At 64.1% G+C, this 11,982-nt stretch carries 15 protein-coding genes; 12 read left to right on the plus strand and 3 right to left on the minus strand.

All coding sequences use genetic code 11. From position 1 onward, the window contains the following. Window positions 1–6: 6 nt before the first annotated feature. From QTH86_RS20555 to QTH86_RS20600, 10 genes are read left to right on the plus strand one after another with little or no spacing between them, the layout of a single operon-like run. Entirely contained in the window at window positions 7–489 is a 483-nt protein-coding gene (locus tag QTH86_RS20555) for a hypothetical protein (protein ID WP_286647999.1), read from the plus strand. Beyond that, the gene (locus QTH86_RS20560; protein ID WP_286648000.1) at window positions 489–1,241 is read left to right on the plus strand and encodes a hypothetical protein; all 753 of its coding nucleotides are present in this window, start codon (window positions 489–491) and stop codon (window positions 1,239–1,241) included. The genes QTH86_RS20555 and QTH86_RS20560 overlap by 1 nt, the downstream gene beginning before the upstream one ends. Continuing rightward, a complete protein-coding gene (locus QTH86_RS20565; protein WP_286648001.1) occupies window positions 1,242–1,643 on the plus strand; it encodes a flagellar hook assembly protein FlgD in 402 nt (133 codons plus the stop codon). Between the two features lie 33 nt (window positions 1,644–1,676). Further along, window positions 1,677–2,867: a flagellar hook protein FlgE gene (locus QTH86_RS20570; RefSeq protein WP_286648002.1), complete on the plus strand. Its 1,191-nt coding sequence runs from the start codon at window positions 1,677–1,679 to the stop codon at window positions 2,865–2,867. Beyond that, window positions 2,864–3,808, plus strand: a complete 945-nt coding sequence (locus QTH86_RS20575) for a FliM/FliN family flagellar motor C-terminal domain-containing protein (RefSeq protein ID WP_286648003.1) — start codon at window positions 2,864–2,866, stop codon at window positions 3,806–3,808. The genes QTH86_RS20570 and QTH86_RS20575 overlap by 4 nt, the downstream gene beginning before the upstream one ends. Beyond that, window positions 3,805–4,230: a FliM/FliN family flagellar motor C-terminal domain-containing protein gene (locus QTH86_RS20580; RefSeq protein ID WP_286648004.1), complete on the plus strand. Its 426-nt coding sequence runs from the start codon at window positions 3,805–3,807 to the stop codon at window positions 4,228–4,230. Before QTH86_RS20575 ends, QTH86_RS20580 begins: the two co-directional genes overlap by 4 nt. Before the next feature lie 4 nt (window positions 4,231–4,234). After that, window positions 4,235–4,657 (plus strand): flagellar biosynthetic protein FliO, encoded by a 423-nt coding sequence (locus tag QTH86_RS20585; RefSeq protein ID WP_286648005.1) that lies wholly within the window; start codon window positions 4,235–4,237, stop codon window positions 4,655–4,657. A 56-nt stretch (window positions 4,658–4,713) separates the two neighbouring features. After that, a complete protein-coding gene (gene fliP / locus QTH86_RS20590; protein ID WP_286648006.1) occupies window positions 4,714–5,433 on the plus strand; it encodes a flagellar type III secretion system pore protein FliP in 720 nt (239 codons plus the stop codon). A 12-nt stretch (window positions 5,434–5,445) separates the two neighbouring features. Beyond that, complete coding sequence (locus tag QTH86_RS20595) at window positions 5,446–6,246, plus strand: sigma-70 family RNA polymerase sigma factor (RefSeq protein ID WP_286648007.1); 801 nt, start codon at window positions 5,446–5,448, stop codon at window positions 6,244–6,246. Window positions 6,247–6,294: 48 nt separating this feature from the next. Further along, complete coding sequence (locus QTH86_RS20600) at window positions 6,295–7,554, plus strand: tetratricopeptide repeat protein (protein ID WP_286648008.1); 1,260 nt, start codon at window positions 6,295–6,297, stop codon at window positions 7,552–7,554. A gap of 14 nt (window positions 7,555–7,568) precedes the next feature. Here QTH86_RS20600 and QTH86_RS20605 read toward each other — a convergent pair whose 3' ends face one another. Together QTH86_RS20605 and QTH86_RS20610 are read right to left on the minus strand one after the other, a co-directional pair. After that, window positions 7,569–8,006: a hypothetical protein gene (locus tag QTH86_RS20605; RefSeq protein WP_286648009.1), complete on the minus strand. Its 438-nt coding sequence runs from the start codon at window positions 8,004–8,006 to the stop codon at window positions 7,569–7,571. A gap of 42 nt (window positions 8,007–8,048) precedes the next feature. Then, on the minus strand, window positions 8,049–8,630 hold the full coding sequence (locus QTH86_RS20610; RefSeq protein WP_286648010.1) for a tetratricopeptide repeat protein: 582 nt from the start codon (window positions 8,628–8,630) through the stop codon (window positions 8,049–8,051). A gap of 196 nt (window positions 8,631–8,826) precedes the next feature. Between QTH86_RS20610 and QTH86_RS20615 the strand changes: the two genes are divergently transcribed. Continuing rightward, the gene (locus QTH86_RS20615) at window positions 8,827–10,746 is read left to right on the plus strand and encodes a glycosyltransferase (RefSeq protein ID WP_286648011.1); all 1,920 of its coding nucleotides are present in this window, start codon (window positions 8,827–8,829) and stop codon (window positions 10,744–10,746) included. 702 nt (window positions 10,747–11,448) lie between these two features. Then, window positions 11,449–11,580, plus strand: a complete 132-nt coding sequence (locus QTH86_RS20620; RefSeq protein WP_286648012.1) for a hypothetical protein — start codon at window positions 11,449–11,451, stop codon at window positions 11,578–11,580. A 102-nt stretch (window positions 11,581–11,682) separates the two neighbouring features. Here QTH86_RS20620 and QTH86_RS20625 read toward each other — a convergent pair whose 3' ends face one another. After that, window positions 11,683–11,979, minus strand: coding sequence for a hypothetical protein (locus QTH86_RS20625; protein WP_286648013.1), 297 nt, complete (start codon window positions 11,977–11,979; stop codon window positions 11,683–11,685). Window positions 11,980–11,982: the final 3 nt, after the last annotated feature.

Genomic DNA, 11,982 nt, shown 5'->3' on the forward strand with positions numbered 1-11,982 from the left:
GAGGCAATGACGCCGAAGGATGTGGATGTACGCGGCTTCGCCTATGCGATGGAGCCTGCCTGGCTGCGACAGCAGTGGCAGGTGGACAGGTCGATGGCTGCACTTGCGCGCGCGGAGAAGGCGCTCGACGACATCGATGCCGAGCTCGACGCCGTGCGTCGATTGCACGACGCGGGGGCGAGCGAGGCGGCCGAGTCGATGCATCTGCGGCTTGATCCCACCGTGCACCGCCGCACGCTGGCCTATCTCTCGATGCTGGGCGAGCGCATGTTCAAGCTCCAGGTCGATCGCAGCGAGAGAGAGAAGCTGTGCCTGGACTGCCGCAAGGATTGCATGGCGCAGCAACTGCGTCTCGAAGCGCTGAACATCCACAGGGACGATGCGCTCGCGGAGTTTGCCAATGATCTTCGGTTGCGAAATGCCACGGAGCAGGACCGCGACTGGCTGTCGCGTTCGCTGGGGCGAGCGACGTCCAAGGGAGAGATTTGATGGCTGCTGCGATTCCGACCGTGGTGCAGGCCAGCGCGACCCAGCGCCATCGCGCGGCCGCGTCTGGCGGCGAAGGCTCCGACAAGGACTCTCGGCAACTGGCGTGGCAACGCGAGATGGAGCGCGCGCAGCTCAGTGGGTGGTTCCGCGCTGCACCGCCCAGCGCAGACCCATCCATCCAGCCGCAGGCACCACGTTTCCGCGCCGCTGCGGGCGTCGTCGATCAGCTGCCCAAGGCTTTGCCTGCCCCATCGATCGCTTGGCTCTCGGCCGAGGCGCCGAATAGGAGTTCCGCGATGGCCGAGGGCGGTGGCGGCGGCGTGTCGACAATGGCAATGGCAATGGCACTGCAAGGCAGTTCGCCATCGCGCGATGCGCTCCTTCACGGTGCTGTGGACTTCTTGGAGCCGTCGACCACTCTGGCCCGTCAGGCAAGCCCCTTGTCCGGGCCGCGCGAGACTGAAGCCATCGATCGCGTCACCGCGCTCGCGTCCTCGACGAACCCGGCCCCCGAGACATCGCCCATCAGCGTACACACCGAGTCGGCAGCGGCGGGGGTGTCCGTCTGGTTGGGCATGCGGGAAGCCACACCGGGGTTGATCGACATGTTGCCCACTTTGGTTGCCGATCTCCGGCGCGGCTTGGAAGAGCGTGGGCAACGCTTGCACCAGGTCGTGTGCAACGGTCGACTGGTCTGGCGGGAAGGCCGGCCTGTCCGTGAATTTGAATCGTTCTACTCAAAGGAGCCTTGAATGGCCATCGACGCAGTCAGCAGTTCCGGCGCCTCCAACTTGCAGGCCAACAGCCTGGGGATGGCCGACTTTCTCAAGGTGCTCTTGACCCAGTTGACCTACCAGGATCCTCTCAAGCCGATGGACAACCAGGAGTTCATGGCACAGATGGCGCAGTTCACCAGTGTCGAACAGACGCAGCAGCTGAACAACAAGATCGATACCTTGATCACCAATCAGGCTGCGCTGCAGTCGGTCGGACTCATCGGCCGGACCGTCGATGTCACGACGTCGAGCGGAACACTCAGTGGAACCGTGAGTGCGCTGTCGCTTTCGGGTCAGGCGCCATTGCTCACCGTTCGCACCACCGCGGGTGCCACGGTGAGCGACGTCTCGCTCAGCCAAGTCGTGGCGGTCCGCTGAGACGCCGTCAACTTCATATCTTGAGGAACTCCCGTGCTTGAATCCATCTACGTCGGAATGACAGGCCTGCTGGGCTATTCGCGCGGGCTGCGTGTCATCGCCAACAACACGGCCAACCTGAACACGCCGGGCTTCAAGAGCTCGAGCATGCAGTTCGCCGACCTCTTCTACGGTACTGGAAATCCAAGCGGTGGCGCGGCGGGCCAGGGCCAGGACCGTTTCGGCTTCGGCCTGAACACCACGGGCACGTCCGTTTCCTTCAAGCAGGGCGATCTTCGGGCCACCGGCAACGACCTGGACATGGCTGTGGACGGTCAAGGCATGTTCGTGCTGCAGGATGCCGAGGGCAAGATCAGCTATTCGCGGGCTGGCCAGTTCAAGTTCGACCCAAACGGCGTGCTGGTCGACCGCGGTAGCGAGGCCAAAGTGATGGGGCTGGACGACAGTGGCGCCTTCGTCGAGATCTCCGTGGCCGGGCTGATGACGAATGCCGGAAAACCGACGTCTCGTGTGAAGTTCACCGGCAATCTGTCGAGCACGGCCACCGAGCAGACCGTCGGCAATGTCAAGGTCATGGATGCCTCGGGGGCGGAGCACCTGTTGAGCATGAAGCTCACCAACACGAATGCGGCATCGCCCGGCAGTTGGCGCGTGGATGTGACGGATGGTGGTGTCTCGGTGGGCAGCGGCCAGATCGTCTTTCTGGGTGGCAGGCCGTTGGCCGAGTCGGCAAGCTTCTCGCTGAACTATGCCCCTGCGGGCCAGCCCACGATGAGCGTCGCCTTCGACTTCGGCACGGACGTCACCTCGTTCGCCGCCGGCAACCTCTCGACGCTCGCGATGGGCTCGCAGGATGGCGTGGGTCCCGGGGCGCTGAGCGGTGCCAGCTTCAACGAGAGCGGTGTGCTGGTCATGGGCTACTCCAATGGTCAGACCACCCAAGGTGCCCGGCTGGCGCTGGGTCGCTTCGATTCGCCGGATGCGGTCGTCGCCGTCGGCGGCAATCGCTTCTTGCCGACAGACGGGCAGGCATGGCACATCGGCGTCGCAGGTGCAAACGGTTTCGGTGCCGTGCGCTCGGGCGTGGTCGAGATTTCCAATGTGGACCTCTCCCAGGAATTCAGTGATCTCGTGGTCATGCAGCGCGGCTACCAGGCGAGTTCTCAGGTGATCTCCACGGCCAATGACATGCTCCAGGAACTCTTCTCGATGAAGAGCAAATGAATACGCCGTCTGAAGCGATTGCGAGACACGGCTCGGCATCGGCGCTTCTGTCGTTGGAAGAGTCGGCTCGACGCGTGCGTCCACTTCATTGGTGGTCGCAGGATCAACAAGCGATGCTTCGACGCCGCTTTGCCGCACTTCTGCAGGCCTGGGGAAAGGATTGGCTCTCTGTCGAGCGCCTGCCGGACGAACTTGAAGTGGCAGTCATCGCCTCGCAAGAGGGGGCAACGTTGCCAGATACTCAGGCGATGTGGGCATACGACGATGCGCAAGGGCAGGATCCGCAGCGCATCACGTCGTCGGTACTCGCTGCGTTGACTCGGCAGCTTTTCGATTTCGACCCGTTGGCGTTGATCGCCACGCGGGCAGTGCCTCAGATCACGTTGACCGTGGCGCGCGCCGCGTTGGACGATTGGCTCGATCGATTACGCCGCCTCTTCGGTGCGATGCCCCTGGTCGAATCCAGTGATCCGGGCCGTCTTTCTTCGTCGGTGCCCAGTGCCTGGTCGGGGGCACTCGAGGTCAGAATGCCGTGGTGCGGCGGCGTCTGGCACCTCCACCTGCCTCATGAGGCGGTGGCAGCCATTCTCGGGACGCAAGGCGTTCATCCGTCCTCGCCCAGACCGCTGGTGACCGAGCCCATCGCATTGCAGCACGCACTCTCCGGAAAACACCTGGCGGTTCGAGTGATCCTGGACGGCACGCAACTGAGTCTGGGCCAGCTTCGCGAACTGCAAGTGGGGGACGTCGTGACGCTCGCGCACGCGCTCGACAAGCCGGCCGCGCTGGCGGGGGCGGATGGCGCGGAGATCTGCAGCGCCTGGCTTGGTCAGGCCGACGGCCGAGTCGCCGTCGAACTTGCCCCCCTACCGGCTGCTGCCGTTCCTGTCGGCGTTGCCGTTCCCACCAACATTCACCCATCCAAGGGACAGAGCAAATGACACAAGCTGTAGACAGCATCGCCGCGGACAACCGCGCCAGCACACGGCACACATCGACGCCTTCGGCCCTGGCCGAGAGTCGTGGGGCCGCCGGCGGTGGCGCCACTGCCCAGATCATCTCGCTGCCGGAACTCGACGCGGCGGCTGAGGGGGGGCGTCCGGTCCTGGAGGACTGGAATCCACTTCATCAGATCAAGGCCACCTTGCAGGCTTGCGTTGGCCAGGCGACCATTACCGTGGGAGAGCTCCTGGGCGCGCGCGAACGGCAGGTCTTGCGCCTGGACAGTGCGATCGATCAGCCGATTGATCTGACCATCGAAGGCAAGGTCGTGGCGCGCGGGCAACTCGTTGCCGTCGATGGACACTTTGCGGTTCGCATCACGGAACTGCCCGTTTCGCTCGATCTCGCGAAGAAGCCCTGAAACCATGAGTTCGCCCCTTCCCGCGACGGCGGACGGCACGGTGTCGAGCCTTCCACCGAGTATTCCTTTGAGGCGCGAGGGTGCCGGTGCAGACACCATGGCACCGCCGGGCGATGTCGCATGGCTGGTGGTGGCCGCGCTGATGCTCGCGATCGCTTTGGCCACCTGGTGGGGCCGTAGAAAGAGGTCGTCGTCGCTTTTCGGGTCGGGTTCAGGATCCTGGCTGTCGCGTCTGGGCCTGACCGATCGCCCCATCCAGCGGGACACGGTCGAGCGGATCTCCAGCACGCGCCTGTCGCCACGTCACAGCCTGCACGTCGTCGTCTGGGACGGGCGCCGCCTGCTGATCGGCTGCACGGACCAATCCATGCGACTGATCTCGGAAGCCCCTTCCGTGCAGAGCGCCAAGCCCGAGAGTGCCGCATGAACGCCAATGGTTTGTGCGTGCCTCGCGGCCCTGTGAGGGTTCGTGCTGGACTTGTCTTGATCGGCAGCATCGTCGCCTGTGGCTGGCCTTCGTTCGCTGCCCACGCTGCGGCTGCGCCGGCAGTGGTCGCTGCGGCGACCCCTGGAATGGAGACGGCGCAGGCCTTGCGCGTCGTCCTGGGCCTCACGGTACTGGCTGTGCTGCCGGCGCTCGTTGTGTGCCTCACCAGTTTTCTGCGCATCATCATCGTCTTGTCCATGTTGCGGCACGCGATCGGCATGAATGAGACGCCGCCGAACACGGTGCTGATCGGCCTGGCACTCTTCCTGACGACCTTCACGATGTCGCCGGTGCTGCAGAAGCTCAACGTGGATGCGTTCGAGCCCTTCATGGCCGGGAAGCTGTCGATCGAAGAGGGGTACGGCAAGGGGATGGCGCCGCTGCGCGAGTTCATGGTGCGCCAGACCCGTGAAGAAGATCTCGCCCTCATGGTGGAGCTGTCGAAGGCGCCCATCCCGCAATCGATGGATGAGATCGGCAACATCCAGCTCATCCCGTCCTTCATGCTGTCCGAATTGCGCGCGGCCTTCCAGATCGGGTTCGTGATCTTTCTGCCGTTCCTGCTGATCGACCTGATCGTCTCCAGCATCCTCATGGCACTGGGCATGATGATGATGCCACCCACCACGATCGCGTTGCCGTTGAAGATCCTGATGTTCGTTCTGGTCGACGGGTGGAGCTTGGTGCTCAAGTCGCTGGTGGCCAGTTTTCATTGAGCGCCTGACGCGATGCCTGCAACGAGCGATTCGATCTCCGATGGTGTCGATGCCGGGTCTGACCTGCCCGGCTTGTGGCATCGGTGGCGGGCGGACGGCGACAGAGACGCGCGTGAGGCGCTCATCCGCCACCATATGCCGTTCGCACGGATGATGGCCGCGACCGTGTTCTCTCGCCGCACCCACAACGATGTGGAGTTCGACGACTATCTGCAGCTCGCGTCGATCGGACTGGTCGAAGCGGTCGATCGGTTCGACCCGGATCAGGGCGCGCAGTTCAAGACCTTCGCGTCCAAGCGCGTCCAGGGCGCTGTGCTCAATGGCTTGGTGAAGCTGACCGAAAAGAATCAGCAGATTCATCTGAAGATGCGCCTGCGCCAGGAGCGCCTGGACGCCGCGAAGGACGCGGCACGTGAGACCACCGACGCGGGAGGGCTTCAAGGATCCGACAAGTTGTTCCGCTATCTCGCGGAGGTCGGCATCGGGCTGGCTCTGGGCTTCATGCTGGAAGACACCGGCATGGTCGATGCCGAGTCCTTCGATGGCGAAGCGCAGGCGCCGTCGCCGGAGGTGAGCTACTTTCGCCAGGCTGAAACCACGCAACTGCGCTCGCTGCTGCGCAGTTGCATCGCGCAGCTGTCCGAGCAGCAGAAGCTTGTCATCAGCTACCACTACCTCCAGGAAATTCCTTTCGACGAGATCGCCCAGACCATGGGGGTGACACGCGGACGGATCTCCCAGCTCCATCGCCAAGGTCTGTCGAAACTGCGCGAGGCCTTGTCGAACGACGTACGCTGCGACGTATCGTTGTAAGTCTCTTCCGGATAAATTTCCATTGACGCAAGCACCGCCCCCTTTTTCATGAACGATTCCACCAACACATCGAACGCAGCGCCCGTCGCCGTTGCCGCCCCCCGCCTGCAGGCAATGCGGCAGCGGCTGGACCGACTTGACGGATTCCTGCGCGAGGACCCGGCCAACCAGACACTGCTCGTCGATGCCTTCGAGACGGCGCTGGCGTGCGGTGAATGGGAGCGGGCGCACTTCCATCTGCGCCACGGGCAGTCGCTGCAGGTCGATGCGTTGGCATGGCGCTTGCGCGAAGGCGATTTTTTCCTGGCGCAGCAGCGTTACGACGAGGCGGTCGCGACGCTGGCGGCACTGGCGGGCACGCCTGGTGCACCCGATGGATTTGCGCATGTGCTGCTGCACAACCAGGCCTTCGTTGACTTCAGGCGATACCGATTCGGCGACTGTATCGCGCGACTCGAGGAGGTTCTGGCCGGGCCTCAGTCACTATCCCTGAACCGTGCCCCGGTACAGACGGTTCGAGCACTGCAGCAACTCTGGCTGAGGGCGCTGCACCAGCACGCTCAGCGTGCGCGAGGGGTCGCATGGGCACAGGAGGCCGAACAACACAATCGGCTGGATGTGCACGCTGGCGGCGTCGCCAGCCTGCTCGCGTTCGATGTTGAAGATTTCGCCAATGCCCGCCGCTGGGCACAGGCGAGTCTTGCCGCTGGGGAAGACGCCCCGGTCGAGGCTCTGGTGACGGAAGGCAGCGCGGCGCTTGCTGCGGGCGACCCGCAGCAGGCGGTGCAGGTCATCGACCACGCGCTACAAGCGTACCCCGGCGAAGGTCGCGCCTGGTCGGTTCGCGGATTCGCCCAACTTTACCTGGGCTCAATCGATCAGGCCGAAGCCGCGTTCGATCGTGCGGTAGAGCTGATGCCACGGCACATCGGGACGTGGCACGGGCTGGGCTGGACGCAGATGCAGCGTGGCGATCTGGGCGCTGCCCGGCGCAGCTTCGAAACCGCCCTGGCTTTGGATCGGAATTTCTCCGACACCCACGGTGGGCTGGCCGTGGTCCTCGCCTTGGAGGGCGCGAGACCCGAAGCGGAGGTGCACGTCGAGCTTGCACTTCGTCTGGACCGCAGGAGTCTGTCCGGTCTCTATGCACAGGCTCTGCTCGACGGCAGGGTGACGGATCAGGGCGAACTGCGCCGGCTCGCCAAGCGTCTGTTTGGCGACAGACCGGCGCCGTATGGTGGCCGCGTGGTCGACCTCTTGCCCTCACTTGGGGATGGCGAGCCCGGAGGCGTTCCCAAGGCCAGATGAGCTTGGGCGGGAAGCTAGCGTGACTGCCCTTTCGCAGGCGCGGCATCGGCCAATAGCAGGTCACCGGCTTCGCGCAAAGCCGCCTCGAGCGCCTTATCGCTTTCCATACGCTGCAGCACGGCGTTGACCATCCGATCGAATCCCTGGTCGTCGAGCCGATCGCGTCCGAAGGCCTGCGTGAGCACGGACTCGAGAAAAAGCCGAAAGGCCTTGCGCTGCCGCTGCGGATCATCGGGGGAAAGGGCACGCACGCGCAGCGCCACCATCTGCTCGATGCTTCGCCCTTCGGTTTTGTCGTGGGGGCGGCGTGGGGTCTCGGGCTTTGCGGTCGCCGAACGCGTATGGCGTAACGCGGCGTCAGCTCTGGTGGTTTGTCCCTTGGCTTGCGCGCTGAACTGCGCGCCGAACTGAGCGCGGATCATCGCTGCGAGCTGCGTGGAGGGATCGATCATCGCTGTCGCCGAGTCATGTACCTGTCGGTGCGCGCCGGGGCATCAATGACTGCGGCCCTGCTGTTGGTAGTTGGCCAGCAACACGTGGGTGTCGACCCGGGGTGCCTGCGATTCGGCTGTGTCGTCGGGCACCGCACGCTGCTGCAGTGCTTCGATGGCCGCGATCATCTTCTCGATGTCTCTGGACAGCGGTGCATTCGAGGTGTTGCGCACCAGGCCCTGGCGATAGTGATGCAGGGCTGCATCGAAGGCGTCGCGCGCCAGCGCGTCGAAACCCTGCACGAAATGCGGCAGCGGATCGCTCTCCGGGAGGTCCAGCAAGGGCTGCCACGTCAGCAGGGCGATCGCGGCGCGGCCTGCGGTGAACTGCACCAGGCCGAGCTGATAGCGGGCCATCGGGAAGTCCGGTGCGAGCCGCGCAGCGTTCGCGAAAGCCGCTTCCGCGTTGGCCATGTCGCCTGCGGCCGCATATTCGGCTCCCAGCAGAAACTGAGGAAGTCCGACGCTCGGGCGCGCCTGGCTTGCCTCAAGGAAGTACTCGATCGCGCGGGGTACGTCGCCAGCGTTGCTGAACTCCATAGCTTTGACCAACGCATGGTCGTACGCACTTGCATCTGGGGGCATCACCTTCTCTCCGGTTGTCATGCACAGGGCGCCGCCGAGGCGCAGCTGACATTGTCGTGTGGTGGGCGCACGTGCGCCCGCTTTGATGTGAGGCCTAGGGGCATTTAAGCCCTACGTTAAACACTCTTGCCCATTGACGGATGTATTGCAGGCCAAGCCGTACCGCTGTGGCTGCGGCGGGCGAAAGAGGAAATCCATGAAGCCGCACGCTGACGTCGACACCTCGGGGAATGAATTTGCCATCGCCCTGGGCGCCGGCGATTGGCGTCGTGCCGCAGCCCTGATCGAAGCCGCCCGATCGCAGGGGGCGTGGTCCGCCCCATGGGCCTTGCGCGAGACCGATTGGTACATGGCCCAACAGCGCTGGGATGAGGCGACAACCCTTCTCAAAGACCTGCTGTCTCGCCAACCCGAGTCCGAGTCGTATGAACTGGCCGTGCGCCACAACCTCGCATCCGCCGCACTGGCCCAGCGAGATGCGGCAGCCGCCGTGGCGTGGCTGTCGCCTTTTCTCGAGAAGCAGGGCGTGGCAGGGAATCTTCCTGCCGGTTTCGAAGCGACCCGCGTGCTCTGGGTCCGAAGCCTTCATCAATGGGGAGATCTTCCGCGCCTGATGCGTAGCGTCCTGCAACTCGAAGCTGCAGGCCAACTCGGCCCTGTTCTGGCAGGTACGGCCAGCCTGGCCGCCTGGGACATGGGCGATATGGAAGCGGCCCGCCGGTGGTGCGAGATGGCAAGCACCGCTTTGCCCCCAGAGGCACGTCCCCTGGAATCGCTCGCCACCGAAGCGTTGCTGATGCTGTCGGAGGGACATGGCGAAGAGGCAAGGACCATCGCGCGGGACATGGCGATCCGTTGGCCTCGAGAGGCGAGGGCATTCATCGTGCTCGGCTTCGCGGAACTGTCCCTCGGGGATGCCGGCACGGCTGCGCGCACCTTCGAGGCGGCCGCATCGGTAGACCGGCGCGCCGCGCAGGCATGGCGCGGGTTGGGATGGGCCCGTCTGCTGCTGAGAGATGCCGAAGGCGCAAGGAGAAGTCTTCTGACCGCTCGATCGCTCGATGCGTCGCACGCAGAAACCCACGCTGGCCTTGCGCTGGTGCTTGCCATGCAAAGTCGCAAAGCGGAGGCCGAGCAGTCCCTGGCTGAAAGCCAGCGGCTGGCGCCGGCGAACGCCTCGGCCCGACATGCTGAGAGCGTTTTGGCCGGTCAGCCGGGGACGCCCCTGGAAATCGGATCCCTCGTTGCGTCGTTGATGGGGACGGGCGGCGCTGGCGACGCTCGGGTTCCGCGCACCGGACCCGGCAAGCGACAGACCCGTCAGGAGGCGGTGTCGCGTGGGAACGTCGCGCCCCGCCCGCCTGCAGTGCGCCGGTACAAGATCGCCGTCGTGACGCCGACGTTCAACCGCCCGGAACTGCTCGTCCAGACCTTGCGCTACTTCCTCGCGCAAGACGTTGTCGACTCCGACAACCTGCATTGGTTCGTGCTGGACGACAGTCCGGTGCCGGGCAGCTTGGCGAGCCTGCAGGACCCCAGGATTCACTATCGGTGTCTTCCCAGCAAGATCTCGCTGGGCAGCAAGAGAAACCAACTCAATGCAATGGCGAAGGCGTGGGGCGCCGACTTCATCTGTTCGATGGACGACGACGACTGGTATGGGCCGCAGTATGTGAGCAGCATGGTCGACCTGTTGGTGGCCAAAGAGGACTGTCTCTTTGCGGGCAGCAGCCAAGACTATTACTACCATGTTGCCAGCGGCAAGGTGCTGCGGGTTGGCGCTTCAGGGCCGGGTCATAGCTGCAATGGGGTGCTGTGTTATCGGGTGGCCGCGCTCGAGGGCCGGAAGTACGACGAGGGAAGGAATTTTGGCGAGGAGCCGTCCTTTCTGCGCGGCGCGTTTGTGGCGCAGCATCCGGATATCCAGCGGGTTCACCTGGCGCTCGCTCACGCGCAGAACACAGTGGACAAGGATCCGATCTACTTGGCACCGGCGTGCCACACCGACCTGGAACTCTCGCGCTTTCCAATGCGGACCGAAGATCGGCTTTTCTACCTTTCGCTGACCGAACGACGGAATGAGGAGGCAAGGGCGCGGGAACCGTTCGTTGCTTGAGGTCGGGCAGGCGCATTCCGGTATTGGCAGTGCGCTCACGGTGCCCAGCGTGACGTCCTGGATGCCGGTCAACTCGCCACCGTTGCCGTACGACCAGATCGTCTGGCCCGGGTTGTTGTGGTTGTTGGTGCCGTAGGTCGAGGTCTGGCGGTAGCCCTCGGCACGGTCGTAGGCGTTGGCGTAGTTGGTCACGCTCACGCCATTGCCACCGCTGTAGTCGAAGACGGTGTAGCCCTGCAGGTTGCCCGCGGCGTCGTAGCCGCCCGCGCCACCCACGCCCGGGGCTGCACCGCCGCCCAGTGCCTCGTACACCGCGGTGTACTTGATCGCATGGTCGCTCTTGTACACGTCCTGGCGCAGGATCTGTCCGTTGTCGTTGTAGCGGTTGACGCGCGTTTCGCTGCCGCTGCCCGCCAGCGCCTGTCCCTGCCAGTTGGTGCCGTTGAGGGCGTTGATATAGCCCTGGGGCAGGCCGCCGGCCGGACCGGTCTGCACCACACGGCTGGCCGCATCGTAGAAGCGGGCGTCGGTCTGCACGCCGTCGCGCACCACGCTGGTCATGCGACGCATGCTGTCGTAGCTGTACTGCTCGGTGGTGTAGCCCACGCTGGTGTGGTACGTCGCGGGGACGTCGTAGTACATCGCCACGCCGCTCTCGTCCAGGCCGATGAAGTAGCTCTGGCTGTGTTGATCGGGCAGCCGGTGAAGGCCGCCCCCGCCAAGCGCGGTCGTTCACCGAAGTGGCAGCAGCAGATGGAAGCCATCGCGCAGTTGCCCAAGGCCAAGCAACGCTTCGTCAGTGAGATGCTGGAGACGGTGCTGGCCAAGGGCTGACGAACGCAGCACCCACAACGACGAAGCCCTCACGAACCTCAGCCATGCGGCTGGGTGGTGGGGGCTTTTTTGTTTTAGCAGCTATTTAAGACTGCATGAACATCAGGCCTCGCTCGGAGCACGTTGCCATTCCGAGTCCTTCGATTTGCGCCAAGCTCGCCACCCCAGAGGCAAATCTGCAAGCTCTGATAACGAATCATCAAGGTCGAGGGCGCTCTCCAATCGAATCACCATGGCATCAGATTCTTTAGCTTCAGTCGATGAACCATGGAATTGCCATGCACCATCATCGGCATCATGGAAGGCATAAGCAATCCAATCCATTCGCTCAACCACCCTACGAGTCGTGTAGACCACGGCACTCGGAGAATCTGCAAATTTCCATTCACGCATCGTCATCAC

Origin of the sequence: Variovorax sp. J2L1-78 (assembly GCF_030317205.1) — a bacterium.
GTDB classification, from domain to species: domain Bacteria; phylum Pseudomonadota; class Gammaproteobacteria; order Burkholderiales; family Burkholderiaceae_C; genus Variovorax; species Variovorax arabinosiphilus.